22 protein-coding genes are annotated in these 25007 nt (G+C 72.4%); 3 read left to right on the top strand and 19 right to left on the bottom strand.

What is annotated here, in order from left to right:
- Positions 1–182: 182 nt before the first annotated feature.
- Positions 183–821, top strand: coding sequence for a DUF1007 family protein (locus BMX97_RS20235; RefSeq protein ID WP_091753081.1), 639 nt, complete (start codon positions 183–185; stop codon positions 819–821).
- Here BMX97_RS20235 and BMX97_RS20230 read toward each other — a convergent pair.
- The 11 genes from BMX97_RS20230 to BMX97_RS20180 all read right to left on the bottom strand — a co-directional run bounded on the left by BMX97_RS20230 (position 788) and on the right by BMX97_RS20180 (position 13146).
- On the bottom strand, positions 788–2218 hold the full coding sequence (locus tag BMX97_RS20230; RefSeq protein ID WP_244538540.1) for an ATP-binding protein: 1431 nt from the start codon (positions 2216–2218) through the stop codon (positions 788–790). The genes BMX97_RS20235 and BMX97_RS20230 overlap by 34 nt on opposite strands.
- Positions 2187–3314 carry a lysylphosphatidylglycerol synthase domain-containing protein gene (locus BMX97_RS20225; protein ID WP_091753080.1) on the bottom strand — a complete coding sequence of 376 codons (1128 nt, stop codon included), beginning with the start codon at positions 3312–3314 and terminating at the stop codon, positions 2187–2189. Before BMX97_RS20225 ends, BMX97_RS20230 begins: the two co-directional genes overlap by 32 nt.
- A 184-nt stretch (positions 3315–3498) precedes the next feature.
- Positions 3499–4116, bottom strand: coding sequence for a uracil-DNA glycosylase (locus BMX97_RS20220; RefSeq protein WP_091753079.1), 618 nt, complete (start codon positions 4114–4116; stop codon positions 3499–3501).
- 23 nt (positions 4117–4139) lie between these two features.
- Positions 4140–4889, bottom strand: a complete 750-nt coding sequence (locus BMX97_RS20215; RefSeq protein ID WP_091753078.1) for a PIG-L deacetylase family protein — start codon at positions 4887–4889, stop codon at positions 4140–4142.
- Between the two features lie 169 nt (positions 4890–5058).
- On the bottom strand, positions 5059–6294 hold the full coding sequence (locus BMX97_RS20210; protein WP_091753077.1) for a glycosyltransferase family 4 protein: 1236 nt from the start codon (positions 6292–6294) through the stop codon (positions 5059–5061).
- Between the two features lie 10 nt (positions 6295–6304).
- On the bottom strand, positions 6305–7129 hold the full coding sequence (locus BMX97_RS20205) for a sugar phosphate isomerase/epimerase family protein (protein ID WP_091753076.1): 825 nt from the start codon (positions 7127–7129) through the stop codon (positions 6305–6307).
- Entirely contained in the window at positions 7126–8682 is a 1557-nt protein-coding gene (locus tag BMX97_RS20200) for a YcaO-like family protein (RefSeq protein ID WP_091753075.1), read from the bottom strand. The genes BMX97_RS20205 and BMX97_RS20200 overlap by 4 nt, the downstream gene beginning before the upstream one ends.
- Before the next feature lie 25 nt (positions 8683–8707).
- The gene (locus BMX97_RS20195) at positions 8708–9751 is read right to left on the bottom strand and encodes a Gfo/Idh/MocA family protein (RefSeq protein WP_091753074.1); all 1044 of its coding nucleotides are present in this window, start codon (positions 9749–9751) and stop codon (positions 8708–8710) included.
- Positions 9751–10923: a class I SAM-dependent methyltransferase gene (locus BMX97_RS20190; protein WP_091753073.1), complete on the bottom strand. Its 1173-nt coding sequence runs from the start codon at positions 10921–10923 to the stop codon at positions 9751–9753. The genes BMX97_RS20195 and BMX97_RS20190 overlap by 1 nt, the downstream gene beginning before the upstream one ends.
- A gap of 103 nt (positions 10924–11026) precedes the next feature.
- A complete protein-coding gene (locus BMX97_RS20185; RefSeq protein ID WP_091753072.1) occupies positions 11027–11953 on the bottom strand; it encodes an HD domain-containing protein in 927 nt (308 codons plus the stop codon).
- A 2-nt stretch (positions 11954–11955) separates the two neighbouring features.
- On the bottom strand, positions 11956–13146 hold the full coding sequence (locus tag BMX97_RS20180; RefSeq protein ID WP_091753071.1) for an inositol-3-phosphate synthase: 1191 nt from the start codon (positions 13144–13146) through the stop codon (positions 11956–11958).
- Positions 13147–13484: 338 nt separating this feature from the next.
- On the opposite strand from BMX97_RS20180, the gene BMX97_RS32945 reads away from it, so the two are divergent.
- Positions 13485–14819: a transglycosylase SLT domain-containing protein gene (locus BMX97_RS32945; protein ID WP_244538539.1), complete on the top strand. Its 1335-nt coding sequence runs from the start codon at positions 13485–13487 to the stop codon at positions 14817–14819.
- Between the two features lie 121 nt (positions 14820–14940).
- Here the strand turns inward: BMX97_RS32945 and BMX97_RS20170 are convergent, their stop codons facing one another.
- From BMX97_RS20170 to BMX97_RS20160, 3 genes are read right to left on the bottom strand one after another with little or no spacing between them, the layout of a single operon-like run.
- On the bottom strand, positions 14941–15894 hold the full coding sequence (locus BMX97_RS20170; protein ID WP_091753070.1) for a cation diffusion facilitator family transporter: 954 nt from the start codon (positions 15892–15894) through the stop codon (positions 14941–14943).
- A 4-nt stretch (positions 15895–15898) separates the two neighbouring features.
- The gene (locus BMX97_RS20165; RefSeq protein WP_060849687.1) at positions 15899–17497 is read right to left on the bottom strand and encodes a DHA2 family efflux MFS transporter permease subunit; all 1599 of its coding nucleotides are present in this window, start codon (positions 17495–17497) and stop codon (positions 15899–15901) included.
- A 6-nt stretch (positions 17498–17503) separates the two neighbouring features.
- The gene (locus BMX97_RS20160; RefSeq protein ID WP_091753069.1) at positions 17504–18772 is read right to left on the bottom strand and encodes an HlyD family secretion protein; all 1269 of its coding nucleotides are present in this window, start codon (positions 18770–18772) and stop codon (positions 17504–17506) included.
- 292 nt (positions 18773–19064) lie between these two features.
- Between BMX97_RS20160 and BMX97_RS20155 the strand changes: the two genes are divergently transcribed.
- The gene (locus tag BMX97_RS20155; RefSeq protein ID WP_244538545.1) at positions 19065–19694 is read left to right on the top strand and encodes an HdeD family acid-resistance protein; all 630 of its coding nucleotides are present in this window, start codon (positions 19065–19067) and stop codon (positions 19692–19694) included.
- Between the two features lie 136 nt (positions 19695–19830).
- Here the strand turns inward: BMX97_RS20155 and BMX97_RS20150 are convergent, their stop codons facing one another.
- The 5 genes from BMX97_RS20150 to BMX97_RS20130 form a co-directional block, all read right to left on the bottom strand.
- On the bottom strand, positions 19831–21969 hold the full coding sequence (locus tag BMX97_RS20150) for a S9 family peptidase (RefSeq protein ID WP_091753067.1): 2139 nt from the start codon (positions 21967–21969) through the stop codon (positions 19831–19833).
- Between the two features lie 73 nt (positions 21970–22042).
- Positions 22043–22471, bottom strand: coding sequence for a SufE family protein (locus tag BMX97_RS20145; RefSeq protein ID WP_091753066.1), 429 nt, complete (start codon positions 22469–22471; stop codon positions 22043–22045).
- A gap of 91 nt (positions 22472–22562) precedes the next feature.
- Complete coding sequence (locus BMX97_RS20140) at positions 22563–23564, bottom strand: sensor histidine kinase (protein ID WP_091753065.1); 1002 nt, start codon at positions 23562–23564, stop codon at positions 22563–22565.
- Between the two features lie 102 nt (positions 23565–23666).
- Entirely contained in the window at positions 23667–24056 is a 390-nt protein-coding gene (locus BMX97_RS20135) for a DoxX family protein (protein ID WP_060849681.1), read from the bottom strand.
- Positions 24057–24119: 63 nt separating this feature from the next.
- A complete protein-coding gene (locus tag BMX97_RS20130; RefSeq protein WP_091753064.1) occupies positions 24120–24989 on the bottom strand; it encodes a S1 family peptidase in 870 nt (289 codons plus the stop codon).
- Between the last annotated feature and the right edge of the window lie 18 nt (positions 24990–25007).

Below are 25007 nucleotides of genomic sequence, written 5' to 3'. Positions count from 1 at the left end.
GCGGTCTCCCGCAGGCATATGTGGGGCGCGGGGCGCCGCCGCGATACGGCCCGCGCCGTCATCGGCCGTTGCGTCCCGAACATGGTTTCGCCGTGCTCGGGCGTCAGAGCGCATGACCGCCCCGGGACACCGACCGGACACGATCGAGCGGTCATGACGACGGGGCGAAGCGGGAGCGGGCGATGATCGGGCGGGTGCTGGCGGCGGGGGCGATGCTGTGCGGCGGGGCTGGGGCGGCCCTGGCGCATCCCCACGTCTGGGTGCAGGCGCGGGCCGAGCTGGTGCTCGACGGCAAGCGCAACCTCGTGGCGATCCGCGAATCCTGGACCTTCGACCCGGAATACTCGGCCTTCGCGGTGCTGAACCTCGATTCGAAGCGCGACGGCGTGCCGGATCCGGCCAAGCTCGACGCGATGGCGGTCGAGCGCCTGGAGGCGATGGCCGAAACGGCGTATTTCACCCAAGCCAAGCTCAACGGGCGCCCCGTGACCTTCAAGGGCGGGCCCTCGCCGAAGGCGCGCTACGCGCAGGGGCGCCTGACGATCGACTTCACCCTGGTGCCGCAGGGGTCGGCCGGCCCGGTGCGCAACCTGGTGGTGAGCTTCGACGACCCCGATTTCTACGTCGCCTTCGGGCTGCCGCCGGACGACCCGGTCAAGCTGTCGGGCAGCCCGGATTGCGTGCTGAGGCTCAACCGCCCGGCGCGCGAGGCCAAGGAGGGCGAGCAGCTGATCCCCGACGAGGAGGCGACCGGCACGCCGGGCGCCGCCGCGGCGGCCGCCGCCGACTATACCGGGCGCCTGCTCGTCGCCTGCCCCTGATCGGCGGGCACGGGGGTATCCTGGGGCGGAGCGCCCTTCGGCGGGGCGCCGTGCGCCGGGATCAGGGCGCGGAAGGTCGCCCCCTGCCCCGGGGTGCTCTCGATCACAAGCCGGCCGCGATGGCGGGCGAGGATGTGCTTGACGATGGCGAGGCCGAGGCCGGTGCCGCCCTGCTGGCGGCTCGAGGCGGCGTCGACCCGGTAGAACCGCTCGGTCAGGCGCGGCAGGTGCTCGGGGGCGATGCCCGGGCCTTCGTCGCGCACCGCGACCTCGACCTCCGGCGGCCGGTTGTCCTCGGCGTCGCGCAACCCCAGGCGAAGCTCGACCCGGCCGCCGTCGCCGCCGTACTTCACGGCGTTCTCGACCAGGTTCTCGATCACCCGCAGGATCTCGTCGCGGTCGCCCAGCACCCGCAGCGGCCCCGGTGCGGCGTCGAGCGTGAGGACGACGCCGCGCTCGCGGGCGATCAGCCCGAGCGCGTCGGCGATCTGGCGGGCGAGCGGGACGACATCGACCGCTTGCGTCGGCGGGACGTGGGCGCGCAGCTCGATGCGGGAGAGCGACAGCAGGTCGTCGATCAGCCGGGTCATCCGCAGGGCCTGGACCCGCATGATGCCGAGGAAGCGCTCGCGCGCCTTGGCGTCGTCCCGGGCCGGGCCCTGCAGGGTCTCGATGAAGCCGAGCAGCGAGGCCAGCGGCGTGCGCAGCTCGTGGCTGGCATTGGCGACGAAATCGACCCGCATCGTCTCGAGGCGCTGGGCCGAGGTGAGGTCGCGCAGGAACAGCACCACGTTCGGCCCGGCCCGCCCGGCCTCGCCGCCCTGCATGGCGCCGATCTGCACCTCGAAGGTGCGCTCGGTCGGGACCCGCGGGGAATAGACGGTCTTCAGGGGCTCGCCGGTGCGCAGCACCGTCTCGATGCCGTCGAGCACGTCGGGATCGCGCAGCGCGAAGGAGAGCGGGTGGCGCGGCCGCAGGGAGGGCAGGAGCGCGCGGGCGGCCGCGTTCGACTCGATCACCAGGGCGCGGCGGTCGATCAGGATGACGGGGTCGGGGATGTTGGCGAGCAGCGCCTCGGCGAGGCCGTGTCGGCCCCGGCCCGGCCCGGCGTCGAAGCGCGGCACCGGCTCGCCGCGGCGGGGAGCGGCCGCGAGGCCGCCGACCAGGAGGGCGAGGAGGGCCGCGATCCCGGTGCCGAGGTCGAGCCCGTGGTGCCATATCTCGATGGCGGTGAAGACCAGGACGGCGAGGAGGGCGCCCCGCCAGGCCGCCCGGCGCGCGGCCGAGAGCGAGCCGGAGGCGACGGGCAGGAACGGCACCGTCGGCTCGTCCGGCAGCGTGTCGTCCCGCGGCGGGTCGCCGGCGTCAGGGCGTGGGGTCGCTCTCGGCGGCATCATCGTCGGGCGCCTCCCGCGGGGTGAGGCGCGCCCGCTTGGCGATCTCATAGGCGCCGAGCGCGGCCAGCGCCACCACGAACGGGATCAGGTAGTAGCAGACCCGGAACAGCAGCAGCGCGCCGAGCACCGATTCCCGCGGCAGGCCGGAGAGCGCCAGCAGCACGGTCGCCTCGAACACCCCGAGCCCGCCCGGCGCGTGGCTGGCGATGCCGAGCATCGCAGCGAGCACGTAGATCGCCACGAAGGTCTCGAAGCTCAGGCCGTGGCCGGCCGGCAGCAGCACGTAGAGCACGCCGGCCGCCGCACACACGTCGCCGGCGCCGACGAGCATCTGGCTCAGGGACAGCTTCAGGCCCGGCAGCTCCAGGCGCCAGCCCCGCACCTTCACGCTGCGGCGCTTGACCGTGACCCAGGCCAGGTAGGCCAGCACCGCGGCGAGCACGGCGGCCCCGAGCCCCTGGTTGAACAGGGCGCTGGTGTAGGTGAGGTGCGAGAGCGGCCCGGCCTCGCGGACCAGGCTGATGCCGAGCACCGCCCCCATGCCGAGCCAGAAGGTGAAGCCGGCGACGATGGTGAGCGCCGCGATCCGCCCGGGACTCAGGCCCTGGGCGGAATAGATCCAGTAGCGCACCGTGCCGGCGGTGAAGAGCGGGAAGCCGAGGTTGAAGCTCACCGCGTAGCTGGTGAACGAGGCGAGCGCCGTGGTGCGGTAGGGTACCTTCAGCTTGAGCTGGCGCAGCGCCAGGGCGTCGTAGCAGGTGAGGAAGAGGTAGCTCACCACGACGAGCACGATGGCGAGCCCGATCTGGTCGGGCGTCGCCGCCAGGAAGGCGGTGCGCAGCTCGGCCCAGGTGACGGTGGAGACGAGCTTGCCCAGCACCCCGAGGGAGATGACGAACAGCACGACGCTCGCCAGCGTGCCGAGCCAGGCGTAGCGCCGCCGGTGGCGGGCGCGCCGCTCCTCCGCCGGGGCCGCGGGGTCGCCCCCCGGGTCCTGCCCGGCCGGGTCCTCGTCGCGCGGCGGCCCGCTCCCTGCGCCCGTGTCGCGCAGGGGCTCGGCCCGCGCGAGGGTCTTGTCCTGATTGGCGAAGTTCATCGCGTCGGCGTCCGACCCCGCTCGTCACCGGCGCGGGCCCGCGGCCGATCGCGGCCAGGCTCGCGCACACAGGTGCCCGGCGGCACTCCGACAGAGCCCCGCTCGCTTGAGCCCGCCATGTAGGCCCTCTGCCGGCGAATGACCAGACGGACCATGCGGCAAGGGGGACAAAGGGTCGGCTGAATCACCCGGGGAGCCCGAGATGGCGGGCGGCCTCGGCCAGCCCGGCGGCGATCCGGGCCGGCACCGCCGGGCTGGTGCAGACGTAGGTCGGGCTCGGATGCGGGACCGCCACCACCGGCAGGCCGGGGCGCGACGCGGCGAGGTCCGGCGCCAGCCCCTGCGCGACCCGGCCGGACAGGACGACGACCGCGAGGTCCGGCATCAGATCGACGAGCGGCGGCAGGTAGGCCCGGGCCGCCCGGATCTCGGCCGTCCGCGGCGCCCGGTTGCGGGCGCCGGCCGCGTGGATCACCCACGGCACGGCGTTCCAGATCAGGGTGTCGGTGCGCGGGATACCGGCCTGGCCCAGGAACCGGAACAGGTTGGCGGCGGTCCCGGTCGGGTTGTCGCGGGACACGAAGGCGGTGCGGCCGGTGGCCGGTCCCGGAGTCTCGAGGAGCAGCAGCAGGCGGGCCGTCACGCCGCCGTCGAGGGGGTCGGCCTCCGGTACCGGCCGGTCCTGCTCGGCCTGGATCCGCCCGGCGAGGGCGCGCAGGGGCGCGAGGTGGGGGCTGGCCTCCGCGAGGGCGTGGCGCGCCGCGACGGCCCCGGGATCGGCCAAGGTTTTCGGGCCGGACATTGTCGGTGCGGCCGGCCCGTCGCTCACGCGAGGGCGAGCCCGTCCGGCAGGGTGCCGGCGAGGCGGAAATGCTCGCGGCCGCCCTCGGCGTTCAGGCGCTCGGCGAGGCCGGCGGGGCCGCCGAACTGGAAGCCGATCTGGCTCGCATAGGCCGCGCAGGCGGCGTGCTTGGCCGCCTCGTCCTCGGCGGACAGGTAGATCGTGACGGACGCGAGCGCCGCGAAGGTCTCGCGGAACGGCTCCTTCGGGTCGGGGTGGCGCACGGTGTAGGGAAAGTCGCGCCACCACAGCACCGGGCAGGCGGGCGCGAGCGCGCTCAGCGCCCGCACCAGCTGGACGTGGTCGACATGGCCGCCGACGCCCTGCGGGGCGAGCAGCAGGTCGGGGGCGGCCTCCGCCATCAGGCGGGCGAGGACGGGGGCGAGGTCGTCGGCGAGCGGGTCGTCGGGCCGGGTCCCGGCGAAGAGTTCCGGCGCCGAGGCGTAGCCGCGATGCGGCGCCTCGGAAAGCGCGACGTGCACCGGCGGGGGCAGGCCCAGGGCGGCGGCCGCCGCCCGGTCCTCGTCGCGGCGCAGGGCCATGTAGTCGACCTCCGGCCCGAGCCCCTTGTCGAGCTGGCAGGCGAGGGCGAAGCCCGTCGGCCCGGGCACGCTGGCGGTGAGCAGCGTCACCATCACCACCGTCCAGCCCCCGTTCGCGAGTTGCGCCAGGGTGCCGCCGCAGGAGAACGCGGCGTCGTCGAGATGGGGCGAGAGGGCGAGGGCTGTGGGCATCGACTCACTTCATCTCAAGACAACCAGTGGAGCGCAGATTTCCCCTCCCCCCTCTGCGGGGGAGGGAGAAAGCACCGCCTCGCCTTTCCCCGTACAGTCCTGCGCCCGCGGGGAGAGGAGAGACGCGGGCAAACCTGGGGTGAGCCTTCCGGCCGCGCTGGAAGGCGCCTCACAACAGGTGCGGCTCGGCCCGGAAGCGGCAGTCCGGGTCGTGCGGCAACTCGGGGTCGAAGGCCGGGTCCGGCCGCTCGTCCTTCACGGCGGCGTAGACGTCCATGATCTGGCGCCCGACCGCCTGCCAGGAATAGACCCGGCGGCACTCTTCCAGGGCGGACGCCGCGAGGCGGGCGCGCAACGGGCGGTCGGTGATGATCCGGTGGAGCGCCTCGGCCAGGGCCGGCACGTCGCCGGGCTGGACCATGAGCCCGTTCTCCTCGTCGCGCAGGCAGTCCGAGACGCCGACCGAGTGGGTCGAGACCACCGCCTGCCCCGCCGCCATCGCCTCCAGGATGGTGTTGGAGAACCCCTCCGCGTAGGTCGGCGAGACGAAGACGTCGCCCATCGCGTAGAGGCCCGGCACCGCGTCGTACTCGGCGTAGCCGGTGAAGCGCACCTCCGCCTCCGAGAAGCCCAGATCGGCGGCGAGCGCCTGGGCCGGCTCCACGTCGGGACCGATGCCCGAGATGATGGCGGAAAACGGCGTGCCGCGCAGGCGCAGGAGGCTGAGTGCGTCGATGAAGTCGAGCACGCCTTTCCGCCGGTCGACCCGGCCGTGATAGAACAGCCGCACCGGGTCGGCGGCGTCGCCGGGCTGCCAGCCCTGCGGCGGGCGGAAGCGCGCGGTGTCGACGGCGCCCGGCACGATGGTGAAGCGCGCGGGATCGCTGCCGAGCCGGTCGCAGACTTCCGCCACGAAGGAGCGCCCGCCGATCAGCAGCGCGTTGGCGTGGGCCAGCACCCGCACCATGGCGAGGCGATGGGTCTCGCAGCACGAGCCGACCCAGTGGCCGTCGCCGCCCTGGATCGAGACCACGTTCGGCACGCCCAGTTCGCGCGAGGCGATCAGCGTGGCAAAGCCCGTCGGGTAGCCGTACTGGGCGTGCAGCACGTCGAACGGCTTTTTCCGGTGCTCGGCCGCGATCGTGTCGACCATCGTGGCGATGTCGCGCTCGAAGTCGCCGCTCTCCTGTTCGCCCCGCTGTTCGAGGCCGATCACCCGCACGCCCGGCACCGGCGGCGGCGGGCCGCCGCCATAGACCTTGGTGCCGAAGGCATCGCCCCGGTACTGGCTCACCATCGTGACGTCGTGGCCGGCGCCGACGAGCTCGCGCAGGAGGTTCTGCGCGTAGACGCTCATGCCGGAGATCGCCGGGAAGTAGCGCCGGCTGACGAAACAGATCCTCATTGGCAGATCCTCACCGGCGGCACTCCCGGAGATAGCGCAGCGAATCCGGGATCATCCGGTCGGCCCGGTGGCTCTCGCGCGAGAGCTCGACGCAGACGAGCCTGTCGAAGCGGATGGCTTCGAGGGCGTCGAGCACGCCCGGCACATCCATGTCGCCCTCGCCGAAGGGCAGGTGGATATGGGTGCCGCGCGCCATGTCCTCGATCGCCACGGTGCCGAGGCGGTCGGCGAATTCATGCAACGCCGCCGCCGGCTCGCGCTCCTGCGTCACCAGGCAGTGGCCGGTATCCAGCGCCAGGTTGAGGCCCGGGACGTCGAGGGCGGCGTAATCGTCCAGGGTCTCGACCAGCATGCCGGGCTCGGGCTCCAGCGCCGCGACGACCCGGCGCTCGGCCGCGTAGGCGACGACCTGCTCGAGGCCGTCGCGCAGCCAGCCGCGCGCCTCCGCCGGATCGATTCCGGGCTTCGGCACGCCGGCCCAGAACGACACCGCCTCGGAGCCGAGGATCGCCGCGATGTCGATCGCGCGGTGCAGGAAGGCGACCCGGCGGGCGCGGCCCGCGGCGTCGGCGGTCACCAGGGTCGGCTCGTGCTTGGCGCGCGGATCGAGGAGGAAGCGGGCGCCGGTCTCGATGACCGAGCCGAGGTTCAGGCCGTAGAGCCGGCCGCGCACCCGCTCCGCTTCTTGCGCCCAGCTCGAAGCGAAGGGATCCAGATGGTGGATGTCGAGGGTGAGCGCGACGCCGTCGTAGCCGGCATCGGCGATGAGATCGAGGGCGTCGTCGAGGCGGTGGTTGGCCGCCCCGTTGGTGTTGTAGGCGAAGCGCAAGCTCATGCCGCCCTCCCCCGCCGCTCCAGGCGGAACGGCGCGTGGTGCGATTCCGGCTCGCGGTAGAGCGGATAGAGCGGGCCGACGATCCGTTCGGCCAAGGCGACGTCGAACAGCGGCTGGCCGCCGAAGCGCTCCAGCGCCTCGGGCGTCAGGCGCACCGGCCGCAGGGTCTCGCTCTCCTCCCCGAAGCGGATCAGCGGGTGGTCGCGCTCGATGAGCTTGCGGGTGTTGCGCTCGCCGATGCGGTAGTAGCTCATGGTCTCGACCTCGAGCCCCGGCACGATCGCCTTGACGATGCCGACACCGCCACCCGGCGGCGAGGCGTCGACGTAGAGCACGTCGAAGCCCTCCGCCTCCAGCCGCTCGCGGGCGATGCGGGCGCGGTCCTGGCCGGTGGGGGCGGCTTGCGTCGGCAGGTCGGTGAAGCGCTTGGTGGCGCGCTCGGAATAGACGGTGCCGGCGAGGTAGTCCCGCAGGGTCTCGGCCGGCTTGTCGATCCAGTCGAGCATCGCGGCGAGCGCCCTGCCCTCCTCGAGGTCGAGGCTCGGGAGCGCCTTCTCGATGAAGGCGTCGACGTAGCCCGGCGGCGTGATCGAGCGGGCGAGCGCCAGCGGCCCGTGCCCGAAGGTCTTGCGCACCCGAGCCGCCTGGAATTCCAGGATCGCCTTGCGGAGCGCCCGCTCGCGGTCGGGATCGCAGGCCTCGCCGCAGGCCGAGAGCGCGATCGGCGCGGGCGTGCGCGCGGCGTCGAGGTCGTAGCCGACGCAGTAGACGTTGGTGAAGCCGAACTGGTCGGTGGCAAATTTCGGCATCGCGCGGATGCCGAGGGCCTCCAGCCGGTCGAGCATCGCCCGCGTTTCCGGCCCCAGGCCCTCCGAGGTGTCGAGCATCACGCCCTGGTCGAGGGCGCGGAACAGCAGGCCGTTGCCGTCGCGCTGCAGGAGTTCGAGGAGCCCGTGCCCGAGGGCGAACTCCACGTCCGGCCCGGCGCCCAGCCCGTTGGTGATGAGGTTGGTGAAGGGCTGGTAGCCCTCCGACAGCTCGAAATAGTCGGTCGCCGCGAGGTCGAGCGGCATCAGCACCGTCTCGCCGGTGCGCGCCCGCACCGTGCCGGTCCATTCGAGGATTGTGTCGCGGTTCACCGGGCTGCCCGCCGGCAATCCGAGGGTGAGCGGATCGGCGACGGCGTTCGCGCCGAACACCCGCACGAGGTCGTGGTAGCTGGCGCGCTCCTTCTTGCGCGGGATCAGCGCCAGGCTCGGCATCAGGTTCTCGGCGATCTCGGCCACCGAGCCGATGATCGCCTCGTCGTCGGTGGCGCCGTAGCCGATGCCGCTCGGCATCGCGCCGACGAAGTAGGGATCGTCGAGGAAGAGCGAGACGAACCAGCACGGCACCCCGGTGCGGTCGAGGGGGGCGAGCGGAAAGCCGACGATCTTTCCCGGCGGCAGCACGTCGAGATAGGCCTTGACGGCGTCCGGCAGGCGCTCGGGCAGGCCCTCGATGACGCGCGGCTGGCGGTAGGCGTAGGGGCGGGGTGCGGCGGGTTTGTCCACGAGCGATCAGACTCCTCGGGGGCCGTCAGGCGGCCGGCGCGACGGGGGATGGGGCGGGACGGTGCGACGGGGAGGCGGCGTAGGCGCGGGCCAGCAACCGCATGGTGTGGAGGTCGCGGGCGGCCGACCAGGCGTCGCGGCCGGCCGGATCGCGCAAGGAGCGCCCGAAGGCCCGTACCTGCTCGAGGAACGGCGAGGCCTCGGTGTCGAAGGGCAGCGGCGTGCTCTCGCCCGTGGCGCCGTCGATGAAGGTGACGCGGCCGCCGGCCTCCTGGCCCATTGTGTTCTGGGCGATCAGCAAGCCTTTCGTGCCGGCGATCTCCAGGCGGCGGCGCGGCAGCGCGTCGGGGCAGTTGTAGGCGACGTGGAGGCTCGCGAGCACGCCGGAGCCGGTACGGCCGATCAGCAGCGCGCCGTCGTCGACGGCGTAGTCCTGGGCGCGGGCCTGGGTCAGCGCCGTGATGTCGAGGATCGGCTCGTCGAGGAGGAAGTCGGTGAGGTCGAGGCCGTGGGGGGCGAGGTCCATCAGCGCGCCGCCGCCGGCCTGGGCCTGGTCGATGCGCCAGTTGGCCTGCCCGGGAATCGCCGTCCAGCCCCGGTCGAGCCAGCAGGCATAGACGATCCGGATCACCGTCACGGTGCCGACCCGGCCGGCGCGGATCGCGTCGCGCAGGAGCCGGTGGGCCGGGTGGTGGCGCTGGTCGAAGGCGGTGCCGTAGAACGCCCCGGTACGGGCGACCGCCGCCGCCATCGCCTCGGCATCGTCGAGCGCGGCCGCCATCGGCTTCTCGCACAGGATCGCCTTGCCGGAGGCGGCCAGCGCCTCGACGGCGCCGCGATGGAGGTGGTTGGGGGTCGCGACGTAGACCGCCTCGACCTCCGGCTCGGCGATGAGCCCGGCGAGGTCGGCGTGAGCCCGCGCCCCGAGCGTCGCTGCGGCGTCCCGCGCCTCGGCGCCCGGATCGCAGACCGCGACGAGGCGGTGGCCGGCCTGCCGGATCGCCGGCGCCATGAAGTCCCGGGCGACCCAGCCGAACCCGACGATGCCCCAGCCGATCGAATCCACCATCACCAGCGCTCCGGCAGATCGACGAACTCGCGTGTGCGGGCGCGGTCGAGGGTGTCGGGGGTCATCTCCAGGGTCTCGGGGCCCGCGGAGTGCGACGGGTAGGTGGCGCGCACGGCGTATTCGTCGCGGTAGCGCTCGGAGGGCCAGGCGATGGCATAGCCCCCGGCGGGGTCCGGCGCGTAGAGCGGGTTGAGGCGCAGGTGCGCGCCTTCCCGCGGCAGGGTCAGCCCGTCGACGAGGGGGCGGGGCGCCGGGCGCATGCCGGGGCCGCACACCACCGAGAACGCCTCGGCATGGTTGAGGGCGGCGGGCGCAGCCGGGACCGGGGCGCGGGCCTCGACCAGCGCCCGGGTCAGCTCGTCGTCGTCGTAGACGAGCCCGTCGGGAAACAGCTCCTCGATCTCGGACGCCGAGACCGCGTGGCCGGCCGAGAAGCCGGGCCGGGCGCTGTTGTGGACGTGGCTCAGCGCCAGCCACCCCTCCTCGCCGGCGGTCTTGCGCAGGGCGTCGAGGATGCGGGCCTTCTCGGGCAGGAAGTAGAACGCGTCGTGGCACATCACGAGGTCGACCGGCGCCTGGTCGATCGGCCAGTGCGGCGAGGCGGCGTCGAAGCAGACGAGCTGCGGCCGCTGCCCGGCGACCCAGTGGCGGGCGACCCAGAGCTTGGCGAAGACCACGTCGCCGCCCGAGACCCGCACGCCCCGCCCCTGCAATTCGCGCAGGTAGTGGCCGATGCCGCAGGCGAGCTCGAACGCGCAGAGCGGCTTGTTCCAGTGCGCCTCCAGCAGGGCGAGGCCGGCGAGATAGGTCGGGTCGGTCCAGCGGTTGACGAAGTAGTCGCCGACCCGGCCCCAGCCGAGGCGGCCGCAGGCCTCGCGCAAGGAGACGTACTTCATGTCGCGCACGAGGTCGCGCAGGGCGGCGGGGTCGGCCGTCGGTCCGGTCCACCACTCGTCCTGGTCGGCGAGCAGGAGTTCGAGGGCGTGGCCCGGCGCGCCCTTGTCGAGGTGGCCCAGCACCTCGCCGACGAGGCCGTCGCGGCCGACCCGCAGGTAGGGGATGCCGTCGACCACCGGCCAGCGCGGGCCGCGCTTGCCCTCGCGCAGGGAATGGGGCGTGTCGTGGTGCAGCGCCTCGCCGGTGACCGGCGAGAGGAGCCCGAACGGGATCACGGTTGCGTTTCCTCGCGGCGCCCGCCCCGCGGCGGGTTCTGACGGGAGATAGGGCGCGAACGCCGGATGGGGCGCGGATGCCGGGGGCATCCGCGCTTCCGCCTCACGGCAGACGCATGTCGGCGAGCACCCGGTCGTGAAAGCCCTTGACCGGGCCGTCATGCACGAGCGCCATCTCGCCCAGCACCGTGTCCATGGTGAGGGAGGCCGCCCGCAGGTGCTGGGCGATCTGCAGCACCCGGTCGATCACGTCGGCGGCGTGGAAGGCCCGGCCCTCCGCCGTGCGGTCGTCCGCCAGGATCTTTCGGGAGGAGGCGACGACGTCGCGAAGCGGCGCATCCAGCTCCGAGAGCGCCCGCTCGCTCAAGGTGGCGATCACCGCGTCGAGATGGTCGCCGAGCAGGATCTCGCCGGTGAAGCCCGCATCCGGCATCAGCGCGTTGTGCAGGTGGTGGGCGAGGGCCGCAACGAACACCGTGGTCGGGTCGGCGCCGTAGAACGGGCTCAGCGCGACACCGTAGACCGCCACCACGAGGCAGTGCTCGGCATGGTTCTCCGGCGGCTCGAGCAGGATGCGCGGCTTGCCCGGGCAGGTGACGCCGGCCCGCGGCTGGTCGGCCTGGAGCAGCGCGAATTGCGGCAACGGGCCGGGCGTCCAGTCCCGCGGCGCCGAGAGGCACGTCCGCAGGCGCTCGGCGAGGCCTGGATCGAGCGGACCCGCCACCTCGTCGAAGCCCCGCACGAGCACGTCGGAGGCCTGCTCCTGCGAAAGGCCCGCGACGGCGAGGAAGGCCGCGTCGAGGTCGCCGAGACGGGAGGCGGCCAGCGCCTTGGCGGTGATGTCGAGGGCGAGCGCCGCCGGGTCGGCCCCGCCGGCGAGCGCCGCCCAGGCCTGGAGGAAGAGCCGCTCGGCGATCGAGCCGTCGCGCCCGGCGGACCGGACGCGCTTGATGTCGTTGAGCTCGACGAGGAGCTCGCGCAGCGGAAGCGGGGCCTGAGCCCCGCCCGCCAGATCGTGGCCGGCAGCCATTCCTAGTGGACGCCGAGCCAGTCGAGCAGCATGCGCTCCTGCACGCCGAAGGCGTGCTCGGGGCCGTGACCGTTCTTCACCATCGGCGCCTTGAAGAACGTCGACAGCTGCTCCTGCACGCCGCCGTCGCCGCGCTTCTTCGCCAAGTCCAGCACGCGGGCGATCTCGATCACCAGCGGGGCCGCCAGGATCGAATCCTTGCAGAGGAAGTTGACCTTGATCTGCATCCGCTGACCGAGGAAGCCGGTGACGTCGATGTTGTCCCAGGCTTCCTTGTCGTCGCCGCGCGGGCGGTAATAGTGGATGTGGACCAGGTGATCCTCGACCGGATAGCCGAGGATCGAGTCCAGCACCGTGCCCTTGGTGTTGAGCTTGGACTGGAGCGAGTCCTTGTCGTTGAGCGCGAGGCCGTCGCGGTTGCCGAGGATGTTGGTCGAGAACCAGCCGTCGACGTGGAGCGCGCGCGCCTTGAGGGCCGGCGCCAGCACCGTCTTCATCATGGTCTGGCCGGTCTTGCCGTCCTTGCCGGCGACCGGGACGTTGAGCTGCTTTGCCAGATCGACCAGCGCCGGGACGTCGGCGGCGACCGACGGGGTGAAGTTGGCGTAGGGGATGCCGTTCTTGATCGCCGCGTAGGCGTAGAGCATCGCCGGGCTGATCGCCTCGTCGCTCGAATCGAGGCCGCGCTCGAAGGCGGCGGCCGAGTTCAGCGTCGGATCGTCGAGGTCGGGCCAGCGCTCGGTCGAGGCGAGGTTGACCACCACCACGTCGTCGACGCCGGATTCCTCGCGGAAGCGCTTGAGGTCGCCGGCGATGCAGTCGACCGCCTCGCGGTGGTCCTTGGCGACGATGCGGTTGCCGCCGTCGATGTTCTTGCAGAACTTGGCGCTGCCGACCGCCGGCCACGGCTTCATGCCGTTGAGCACCTGGGCGCCGTTCTCGATGTCCTGACGGGTCAGGACGCCGTGCCCGGTCGCCGCGGCGCCGAGATCGTCGCCGTTGAGGTCCCAGCCACCGAAGACGAGATCCTTGTAGCCGACCATCCCGGCCACAGCGTGGCCCGCAAGGGGCAATCCATCGAGGCGGTTCGAGCCGGACTTGATCATCTCGATACCGGCGATGGCGGTGGTGGCGACGGCCCCCCCCATCCCGACGAAAGCGACGCCGACGCGCCGACCGGGCTGAATGCTCATCGGTAGGGATTGTCCTCTCTCAGACCCGCGGACCCCGGGCGGGGCGGTGGGGCACTCGTTCGCCCACTCCGCGTGGCGACTGGAAATGCCCCGGGGAGTATTTGGTTCCGAGGTCGCGCACGATTTTTTCGCGTCCCCGCGGTCGAATTCCGCCGGAGCGGCCGGTCTGCGTGTCAGCGCCTGACGACGGCCGCCGGACGGTACGCCGCGAAATGGGCCGAGGCCCTGCCCCGGGCTCGTCCCATTATGGACACACCGGCCCGCCAGAGGTGCCGGCGAGCGAAGCAACGGCGCGGCCCCGTCAGGACCGGTTCCGCGCCACGGACAAAAGGTTGGAGATGGGGGTTTACCCGGAGCCGGCGCCCTGCGCCGACGACGCCGGCCGAGTCGTGCCCGAGACGGGCGCGGACACCATCCGCTGGCTGACCGCCCGCGACGGCCACCATTCGAGACCGCAGGGCCGCCGGCGCCACGTGCGCGCCACCGCGTTGGTCACCTCGCTGAGCCGCAAGGCCGCGGCCGCGCTGGCGGTCGGCGTCGCCTTCGCGGCCTGCCTGCCGCAGGACGCCCTCGCTCCGGCGGCGGAAGCCCACGACCGAATCGACTTTTCCGCCGCCCGTCCGCTTCCGGCGTCCCGCGGCGCGATGCCCGACTGGTCGGGCCCGGCCCTCGTCGAAGAGACACCCAGCACCACGGCGCTGATCCGCGACGACCTCGAGCGCCTGGGCCGGACGATGCGGGAGCCCGGGACGCAGGACGCGGCGATCGCCGATCCCGCGGCGGCTCCGCAGGCCGCGACGCCGTCGCAGGCCGCCCTGTCTCCGGAGGCGCCCCCGCTCCAGGCCGCCCTGCCCGAGGCCTCGCTGCCCCAGGCTCCCCCGGCCGAGGATGCGTCCTTGCCCGAGGAGATCTCCCTCGCGGAGGTGACCGCCCTGCCCGAGGAGACGGCGGACGGACGGGTCGTCTTCGGCGACAAGAAGGTGCCGCGGGCGCTGGTCGAGACCATCGTGCGGGCGGCGCGCGAGACCGAGGTCGATCCCGTCTACCTGATGGCGCTCGCCGACAAGGAATCGACGTTCCAGCCGGAGGTACGCGCCGCGACCTCGACGGCCGAGGGGCTGTTCCAGTTCCTCACCGGCACCTGGCTCGAATTGCTGCGGACGTTCGGCGCCAAGCACGGCTACGCGGCCGAGGCCGAGCTGATCGAGAAGCGCGGCGGCACCCTGGTGGTGCTGAAGGAGGCCGACCGGCGCCGGGTGCTGGCCCTGCGGCGCGACCCCTACGTGGCGAGCCTGATGGCCGGCGAGATGATGAAGCGCGACCGCAACCGCGTGGAGCAGCGCCTCGGCCGCGACCTGAAGCCGACGGAATGCTACTTCGCGCACTTCCTGGGCGCGGCGAGCGCCGGCAAGTTCATGGAGTTGACGGCGGAAAAGCCGCATCAGCCGGCGCAGGCCTCGTTCCGGGCCGCTGCCAAAGCGAATCGCAGCCTTTTCTTTCGCCGCGAGGGCAGGAAGACGCGTAGTCTGACGGTCGCCGAGGTTTATGATCGCCTCGACGGCATGATCGACCAGCGCCTCGACCTGTACCAGCCGGTCGCGGCGATCGCGGAGCAGATCGACCTGCGCCGCCCTAACGAAGCTCCGCCGGCGGCGCTGAGCCAGCTTCCGTAGATCCGACCGTCCCACGGCCTCTATGTGAGCGAAGCGGCCATGGGAGCGACGCGGGGGAAGGACGGCCCACGCGTCGGGACACTGCGACAACGAGGGAGGCGGGCGCCGGTTCCGCCCTGTTTCAGGATTTTTTAACCGGTGGCGCCGACCGGGCCCGTGGGTCCTCGTGCTCCCGCACCGGCAGCTGGAAATACAGGTGCGCGACCCCGGGCAGGCCGTGGCGGATCGCGGCGCGCAGGTCGGCGGTGGCGCGGCGCAGGCCGTCGCCGGTGAGGTCCGGTGCGAGGTCGAGGCTGACCGCGAGCAGCACCGTGCCGGGACCGAGCTGCAGGCTGCGCATGCGCTCGATCCGCACCACCCGGGGGTCGGCCGAGAGGATCGCCCGCGCCTGATCGATCACCCGCGGCGAGGCGCTCTCGCCGGTGAGCAGGCTGCGGGTCTCGCGAAACAGCACGCCGGCCGTCGCGATCAGAAGCAGCCCGATCGCCACCGAGGCGGCCCCATCGCCGTGCGGCCAGCCGAGGAAGCCGCTCGCGACCACGCCGAGAAGCGCCAGGCCGAGGCCGATCAGCGCCGCCCCGTCCTCCAGGATGATCGCGAAGGTGCTCGGGTCCTTGCTGCGGGTGACCGCCGTCCAGAGCGATTCGCGGGCAAAGCGCGCCCGCATCTCCCGCCGGGCGGTGCGGAACGACAGGCCCTCGAACACGCCCGAGAGCACGATCACCCCGACATTGACCCACGGAGCCGTCATCGCCTCGGGATGGCGCAGCTTCTCCACGCCCTCGTAGACCGCGTAGGCGCCACCCAGCGTGAAGATCAGCAGTGCGACGACGAAGGACCAGAAGTACAGTTCGAGCCCGTGGCCGAAATTGTGGCTGTCGTCGGCGGGGCGGGCGGCGCGGCGCATCCCGTAGAGCAGGAGGCCCTGGTTGCCGGTATCGACGAAGGAGTGCACGGCCTCCGTGAACATCGCCCCGGAGCCGGTATAGAACGCCGCCGCGAGCTTGGTGACCGCGATGGCGAGGTTGCCGGCCAGCGCCGCGTAGACGACGAGCTTCGATCCGCTGGATGCCACGCCGTCAATGCCCCCCGACCGGGGCCTCGCCGCCGCGCTTCACGTTCTTGAGGATCATCGCCAGCGGCACCGCGCAGGCCGACACGATCGCGAGCGCCCAGAACACGTCGATATAGGCGAGGAACGCCGACTGGGTCTGGACCTGCCGGCCGATCCAGGCGATCGCCTGGTTCTGCGCGTCCACCGTGCTGGCGCCGCGGGTCGCGAAGAACTGCGTCGCCGTCCGCAGGCTCTCCTGGTAGGCAGGCTCGGAGGGCACGACGTGCTCGACGAGGCGGCTGGTGTGGAATTGCTGGCGGTAGGCCAGGATGTTCTGGGCGAGCGACACGCCCATCGAGCCGCCGACGTTGCGGGCGACGTTGATCAGGGCCGAGGCCTGGTCGGTCTGGTCCTTGGTGATCCCCTCGTACGAGGCCGCGGTGATCGACAGGAAGATCATCGGCAGGCCGAGGCCGATATAGACCCGCGACCAGACGAAGAAGCCGAAGTTGAGGTCGCCGTAGAGGTTCGTCAGCTCGTACATCGCGAAGGCGATGATGGTGGCGCCGGTGGCGATCAGGTACTTGGGCTGCACGTAGCCCGAGACGCGGCCGATCACGAACATCATCACGCAGGTGACGAGGCCGCCGGGCGACAGCGCCAGGCCGGCCCAGGTCGCCGTGTAGCCGAAATAATCCTGCAGGAGCTGGGGCAGGAACTGCGTCGTGGCGATCAGGATGGCGCCGGTGGCGAGCATCACGAGGAAGCACGAGCCGAACTGTCGCTTGGCCAGGAGGCGCAGGTCGACGACCGGGTTCTTGTGGTTCAGCTCCCACGGGATCATCGCCACGAAGGACAGGACCGTCAGGCAGGCGAAGACCACGATCAGGTTCGAGCCGAACCAGTCCTTGCGCTGGCCCTCGTCGAGGACGACCTCGAGCGAGCCCAAGAAGGTCGCCACCAGGATGAAGCCGACGATGTCGAAGCGCACGCCCTCGCGGCGCAGGCGCTTCCTCTCCTCGACCGCCGATTTCGGGTCCTGCACCAGCCACCAGATCAGGAACAGGGCGACCGCGCCGACCGGGGCGTTGATGAGGAAGCACCAGTGCCAGGAATACTGGTCGGAGAGCCAGCCGCCGAGCGTCGGCCCGATCACCGGGGCGACCACGATGGCGATGCCGTAGAGCGCGAAGGCCTGGCCGCGCTTCTCGGGCGGGAAGGAATCGGCGAGGATCGACTGGGCGAGCGGCGCCATGCCGCCGCCGCCGAGCCCCTGCAGCACCCGGAAGAACAGGAGCGATTCGAGGCTCCAGGCGAAGCCGCACAGGATCGACGACACCGTGAACAGCGTGATCGCCGCCATGAAGAAGGCTTTTCGCCCGTAGCGCTTGGCGAGGAAGCTCGAGGCGGTGAGCACGATCGCGTTGGCGACGAGGTAGCTCGTCACCACCCAGGCCGCCTCGTCGGGGCCGACCGCGAGCCCGCCCGAGATGTAGCGGAGCGCGACGTTGGCGATGGTGGTGTCGAGCACCTCCATGAAGGTGGCGATCGCCACCACGACGGCGATGATCCACGGGTTGTGGTCGCCCGCGGCGCTGTCGGCGGGGTTCGCGGTCGCGCCCATGGCCGGTCAGCGCACCCGCACGGTCGGCACGATCGACATGCCGGGACCGATCGAGACGTCGGTCGGCCAGTTGTCGACCGTGATCTTCACCGGCACGCGCTGCACCACCTTGACGTAGTTGCCGGTGGCGTTCTCGGCCGGCAGCAGGCTGAAGGCGGTGCCCGAGCCCGGCTGCACCGAGGTGACCGTGCCGGTGATCTTGTGGTCGGGATAGGCGTCGATCTCGACATCGACCGGCTGGCCCGGGCGCATGTCGGTGATCTGGGTCTCCTTGAAGTTCGCCGTGACCCAGATGTCGTCGGGAACGAACATGCTCAGCGCCTGCCCGGCCTGCGCGAACTGCCCGACCGCCCCGGTGAGGCGCACCACCCGGCCGCCCTGGGCCGTCGTCACGGTCGTGTAGTCGAGGTTGAGCCGGGCCTGCGCCTCCTGGGCCCGGGCCTGGGCGAGGCTCGCCTCGGCCCCGGCCCGCTGCGCCTGGAGCGATCCGATCTGGCGCTGCGCCACGGTCACCGAGGCGTTGGCGCGGTCGACGTTGGCCTGCTGCTGCTGCAGGTTCGAGGTCGATTGCTGCGATTGCTGCACGGAGCCGGCGCCGCGCTGGGCGAGGTCCTGGTAGCGGGCGGCGTCCTGCTTGGCGAATTGTAGCGCCGCCTTGGCCTGCTCGACCTGGGCCTTGGCCTCCTGGATGCTGCCCTGCTGCGCCTGGATCTGGGCGTCGAAGCCCTGGATCTGGGCCTGCGCCGACTGGACCTGTGCCCGCGCCTGCTGGAGCGCCACCTCGTAGTCCCGCCGGTCGATCTGGAACAGGACCGCGCCGGCCTCGACGTGCTGGTTGTCGGTCACCGGCACGGCGGTGACGTAGCCGGCGACCTTGGGCGAGACCGCGAACTGGCGCGCGTCCACGAAGGCGTCGTCGGTGCTCTCGAAGGGGTGGATCGCGACGAGCCAGTACCAGTAGCCGCCGGCCGCCGCGAGGAGCAGGACGATGGCCCCGAGGACGAACCAGAGCGGGTGGCGCCGGATCAGGCTCGGCTTCTTGCCTTCGCTGTCCTTGCCCTCGCCGTCCTTGCCGTCGGCCGTCTCGCCGTCGGCTTTCCCGTCGGCCTCGTCGTCGCCCTGCCGCTCGTCTTCCCGCTCTTCCTGGGGGACGTGCTCGCGCAGCGCGCGGGTGTTCTCGCGCAGGGCCGCGGTGTTGTCGTCGCGCGCGTCCCGGCGCGCCGCCTCGTCGTCCCGTGCCGCCGGAACCTGCGCCCGCGCCTGATCGTCCAGCATGTCGTGAATTCCGCGCGGCGGCCGGATGCCCGACCGGATCCGCAAGGTGCCCGCCTCGCGGGACAGACGCCCGGGTGCGCGGACCGGTTCCGCAGCGCGGCAAAAAAGCCCTCGCCGTCCCGGGATGAAACGCAGAGGCGGGCCGTACGGGACCTTTCGACCGGTCGCATCCCGGGAACGGCCACGCTCGCTCGACGTTGATTGGTCAAAAGCCGGCCGCCGCTGCTCGGCACCGGCCCGCATCCTCCTGGGGGACACTCGGATGAGTACTGGTACGCCGATGCCCAATACCATGCCGGGCGGCCCGTCCTCCTACGGCGCGGGCCCCGATCCGCTGGCGCGCCTGAGCGCGATGAGCGCGGTGCTCGCCCGCAACTGGTGGCTGATCGCGCTGCGGGGCGCCTTCGCGATCCTGTTCGGGATCGTCGCCCTGATCGCCCCGGGCGCGACGCTGCTCACCCTGGTGATCCTGTTCTCGGCCTACATGCTGGTCGACGGCATCGCCGAGATCGTCGCCGCGGTGCGGGCGGCCGAGCGGCACGAGCGCTGGGGCTACCTCCTGGCCGCCGGCCTCCTCAACATCGTGGTCGGCGTGCTGGCCTTCCTGATGCCGGGCAGCACCCTCGTCGCCTTCATCTACCTCATCGCCGCCTGGGCCCTGGTGACCGGCGGCCTGATGATCGCCGCCGCCTTCAGGCTCCACCTCGATCACGGCCGCTGGTTCCTGGCGATCGGCGGCGCGTTGTCGGTGCTGTTCGCGATCGTGCTGATCGCCAGCCCGGTCCTGTCGCTCCTCGTCCTGACCTACTGGATGGGCGGCTACGCCATCGCCTTCGGGGTCTTCATGCTGATCCTGGCCTTCCGGCTGAGGAGCCGGCTCGTCGGGACGGGCACGCCGGGCGGGACCGTGCGGGCGGGGTGACGCATCGCCCGAACCCGAGGCGCGGGCTTCCTCCCCTCCCCGCGGGCGGAGAGGGGAGGAAGCCCGCGCTTTCTCTTTTTACAGGCAAACCCAACCCTCCCGCCCGGGGAGGGTGTCTCCGTTCGGGTGCCGGACCTCAGACGGCGGCTTGCGCCCCCACCGCCGCCAGCGCGAAGGCGTAGATCAGCGCCACCTCCTCCAGCCGGTCGAAGCGGCCCGCGGCGCCGCCGTGGCCGGCCTCCATGTTGGTGCGCAGGAGCACCGGGCCGCCCCCCGTCATCGTGGCGCGCAGGCGCGCGACCCATTTCGCCGGCTCCCAGTAGGTCACCCGCGGATCGGTGAGGCCGCCGAGCGCCAGGATCGCCGGATAGGCCTTGGCCGCCACGTTGTCGTAGGGCGAGTAGGACAGGATCGTCTCGAAGGCCTGGAGGTCGGCGCCCGGGTTGCCCCATTCCGGCCATTCCGGCGGGGTCAGCGGCAAGTCTCCGTCGAGCATGGTGTTGAGCACGTCGACGAACGGCACGTCGGCGACGATGCCGGCAAACAGCTCGGGCGCGAGGTTGGCCACCGCCCCCATCAGCATGCCGCCGGCGCTGCCGCCATGCGCCACGATGCGGCCGGCGCCCGTATAGCGCGCCTCGATCAGGGCGCGGGCGCAGGCGACGAAGTCCGTGAAGGTGTTGGGCTTCTTCTCGCGCTTGCCGTCGAGGTACCAGCGCCAGCCCTTCTCGGTGCCGCCGCGGACATGCGCGATGGCGTAGACGAAGCCGCGATCGACCAGCGAGAGCGGGTTGGTGCGGAAGGCCGCCGACATCAGCGAGCCGTAGGAGCCGTAGCCGTAGAGCAGCAGCGGCGCGGTGCCGTCGAGCGGGGTGTCGCGTCGGTGCAGCAGCGAGACCGGAACCTGCTCGCCGTCCGGCGCAGTCGCGAACAGGCGGCGCGTCACGTAGGAAGCCGGATCGTGGCCGCTCGGCACGTCCTGGCGCTTGCGCAAGGCGCGCTCGCGGGTCGTCGCGTGGTAGTCGTAGGTCTCCGCCGGCGTCGTCATCGACGAGTAGGTGAAGCGGATGAGGTCGGTGTCGAAGGCGTGGCCCGGCGACAGGCCGAGCGAGTAGGCCTCCTCGGCGAAGGCGACGGTGTGCTCGACGCCGCTCTCGGCCTCGCGCACGATCAGGCGCGGCCGGGCGTTCTCGAGCTCGAGCCGCACGAGGTGGCGGGCCAACACGTGCTGGAAGCGGATCATCACCCCGGCGCGGTGCGGGATCAGGTCGCGCCAGTTGGCCTTCGCCGGGGCGTCGAGCGGCGCCACCGCGATCTTGAAGTCCTCGGCGCCGTCGGCGTTGGTGAGCACGAACAATTCGTCGCCGCGATGCTCGACCGAATAGATCAGCTTGGGCTCGCGCTTCGCCACGACCCGCAAGGGGGCGAAGGGCGTCGCGCGCTCGGCGAGGTGGACCTCCGCGGTCTCGTGGTCGTTGGCCGTCACCACCAGGTAGGTGCCGGACTGGGTCTCGCCGATGCCGACGAAGAAGCCGGGATCGCTCTCCTCGTAGACCGTCTCGTCGTCGCTCTGCGGCGTGCCGAGGCGGTGCAGCCGCACGGTCGCGGGGCGGTGGTTCTCGTCGACCGCCACGTACCAGAAGGCGCGGCCGTCGCCGCTCCACACCACGTCGCCGGTGGTGGCGAGCACCCGGTCCTCCAGGTCCCGGCCCGTCGCGAGGTCGCGGACCCGGATGGTGTAGAGCTCGGAGCCCTTGGTGTCGGCGCTCCAGGCCGCCAGCCGGTGGTCGTCGGAGTGGCTGGCATCCTCCAGGCTGAAGAAGGCGTGCCCCTCCCCTTCCCGATCGCCGTCGATCAGGATCTCCTCGCCCTCGCCCCCGAGGTCGCCGACGAGGCCGGGGGCCACCGCGGCGGCCGGGCGGCGGCAGACCAGCGGGTGCTGCCCGCCCTCGCGGTAGCGGGTGTAGTAGGCGAAGGGGCCGTCGAGGTCCGGCACGCTGCCGTCGTCCTCGCGGATGCGCCCGCGCATCTCGGCGACCAGCGTCTCGCGCAGGGCCGTGGTGCCGGAAAGCGCGGCGTCCGCGTAGGCGTTCTCGGCGACGAGCAGGTCCCGGATCTCCGCCGGCAGGGCGGAGGGGTCCTTGAGCACGTCCTTCCAGTTCTCCGCCTTGAGCCAGGCATAGGGGTCGGTCACCGCGCGGCCGTGGACCGTGACGGTGACGGGCCGGACGGGCGCCGCCGGTGCGGCGGCGGGCGGGCTCAGGCGAAGGGTCATGCGGCTCCCCGGGAAGTGGCGTCTGGCACGGATGTGCCGTCCCGGGGGCGCCGCCGCAAGGGCGCTGCGGCGCTTACGCCGCCGCCGCCACGCCTTGGGCGTCGGCCCGGATGCGGTCCATCATCGCCCGCGCGCCGTTCGAGCGCTGCGCCGTCAGGTGCTCGGACAGGCCGAGCTTCTTGAACAGGCCGAGGGCGTCGGCCCGGGCGGCGTCCGCGGCGGTGCGGCCGTCGAAGAACGCGATCAGGACCGCGACCACGCCCTTGGTGATGTGGGCGTCGCTGTCGCCGAGGAAGTGCAGCCGCGGCTCGGGACCGGAACGGTCGACATGCGTCTCGAGCCAGACCTGGCTGGCGCAGCCGCGCACCCGGTTGGCCTCGCTATGGGCCTCGTCCGGCAGGGGCGGCAGCTTGCGACCAAGTTCCATCAGGTACTGGTGGCGGTCGTCCCACTCGTCCAGGAACTCGAAGTTGGAGACGATCTCGTCGATGGGCGGCAGCATGGGACCTGACGGCGTGCTGGAGAGGGAGGGACCCGGGATATAGGCGGGTGGGAGCCCGCCCGCCACCGGGGGGCCTTCCGCGGGGGTGCGTTCAGCCCGGCAGCGTCAGGTCGAGGGGGGATTCCGGGGTGCCCCCGCCCGCGACCGCGATCCCGGCCTGGCCGGCATAGGCCGCGATCAGCCGGGGCCCGAGCCGCGGCACGCCGTCGGGCGGCGCGCCGGCGACCCCGCCGGACGCGATGCGCACCCGCACCGGCTCGGTGGCCGAGCCCGCCGGCACCTCGACCCGGGTGACGCAGGCCGTGCCCTCCCCGGTGCCGTCGAGGCATTCGGCGACGATCTCGGCCAGGATCATCCCCAGCGCGTTGACGATGCGCGGCTCGAGCAGGACCGTGCGGCTCGCCTCGACCGTGACGGCGATCCGCCCGGCCCGGCGCAGCTGCCCCAGGCCCTCGGCGAGGCGGGTCAGGTACTCGGCGAGGTCGACGCTGGCGATCTGCGGCGCCTCGTGCAGGTGCTGCTGGACGAGCGCGATCGCCCGCACCCGCTGGCCCAGCGCCTCGAAGGCCGGGCGGCAGGGCGCCGGCGCGGCGCGGCCGTAGAGCCCGATCAGGCTGACCGTGACCTGCAGGTTGTTGCGCACCCGGTGGTAGACCTCGGCGAGCAGGGCCTCCTGCTCGGAGAGCGCCCGGGCGGCATGCTCCTCGGATTCCTTGCGCTCCGTGATGTCGAAGCAGGAGCCGGCGAAGCCCGTGAAGGTCTCGCCCTCGTGCAGCGGGTAGGCGTGGCCGTGCACCCACCGGAAGGCGCCGTCGTGGCGGCGCAGGCGGTACTCGGCGCTGTGGGGCGACCGCCGCGCATAGGCCGCCGCCAGGGCGGCCTCGTGGCCGGCCCGGTCCTCGGGATGCAGCCCGTCCTTCCAGCCGTGGCCGAGTTCGTCCTCCGCCGCGCGGCCGCGGAAGGCCATCCAGGCCGGGTTGACGTAGATCAGGCGTGCCTGCCGGTCGGCGCGCCAGATCATCAGCCCGGCCCCCTCGGCGAAGGTGCGGAAGGCCGCGTCCGCCCCGTCCGACGTCGTTGTCTGCGCGGCCATGGTTCCACCCGTATCCTGACGCCGATCACTCCTTCAGGGCCGGTCAACGTGCCGGACCCGGCGCCGTTCCGGCGCAAGCGATCAGGACGAAAATACGAGGGATCAGCGCCGGTTGAGGGCGAAGCGGCCGGGGCCGGCGGCGGCGATCATCAGGAGGCCGCCGATGATCGAGAGATTCTTCATCGCCTGGATCTGGTTCGTCCGGAAGGCGTCACCGGTCATCGACCAGAAATTGTGGAAGAACACGATCGTCGTCAGGGTGAAGACCGCGAGCAGCACCGAGGCCGCGCGGGCGTAGAAGCCGAGCGCGATCAGGAGGCCGAGGCCCAGCTCGGCCGCGATGGTGAGGTAGGCCAGCACCTGCGGGTAGGGCAGGCCCTTGCCCGAGACCGCCGCCACGACGCCGGCCGGGTTCATCAGCTTCTGGGCGCCGGAGACGCAGAACAGCACGACGACGAGGATGCGGGCGACACTGAAGACGGCTTGGCTCATCGGGAACTCCGGGGTCTGACGGAGCCCGTTGGAGGACCTGGCCGCCAAACAGTCAAGCTGTCGTCAGCGGCCCCCGGTCCAGTCCGCCGGATGGGGACGGTTCCCGGCCGGCATCGCCTCGCCGGGCTCGAAGCGGGCGAGCTCGGCGGCCCGCGCGTTGATCCACCCGGCATGCTGGCCGACCGGGGTCACGGCGGTGAAGCCGCCGCAGGCGGTGCGGACCCGGCCCTGCTGGGCGGCGCCGCTCGACCAGCTCACCACGCCGACGAGCTGGTAGCCGCCCGGACCGCCGCGCAGGATCGGCCCGCCGGAATCGCCCAGGCACGCGCCGGCGCCGGCGGTCTCGGCCAGCGTGGTGCGGTCGGCCACCACCGTCACGGTGTTGGCGACCTGCAGCTCGCCGAGCGAGACGAGGCGGGCCTGGCGCAGCACCCGGGCGGAGCCGCGGCGGTTCTCCGCCACCACGCCGTAGCCGGCGATGGCGACCGTGTCGCCCTGCGCGATGTCGCCGGCGGAGCGCGCGTCGAGGGGACGGAAGTCGGGGCCGAGCCGCTCGCCGATCTTCAGGATGGCGAGGTCGGTGCCGGGCTGGGTCTCGGGGGTGGTGCCGGGCACGAAATCCGGGTGCATCGAGGCGGCGACCGCCCGCAGGCGGCGCTGGCGGAAGTTGCGGTCGACGGCGACCACCCAGTAGCCGGCCTTGCGCATCACGCAATGGGCGGCCGTCAGCACGAGGTCGGGGGCGATCAGCGAGCCCGAGCACATCTCGCCGGTGGTGCTCTCGATCCGCACCACCGAGCCGCGCAGGCCGTCGGGATCGCGGGTCACCTCGCCCCGGACCACGGCGCCGGCGGCCCCGCTCCACAGGCCGAGGGGCGCGGCCACCGCGAGGGCGGCCAGGGCAGGACGGAGGCGGGACGGGAGAGCGCGCATGGGACCCAACCTACGAGC

The organism is Methylobacterium sp. ap11 (genome assembly GCF_900110515.1).
GTDB lineage: Bacteria > Pseudomonadota > Alphaproteobacteria > Rhizobiales > Beijerinckiaceae > Methylobacterium > Methylobacterium ajmalii.
This window is presented reverse-complemented; position numbering and strand designations above follow the sequence as displayed.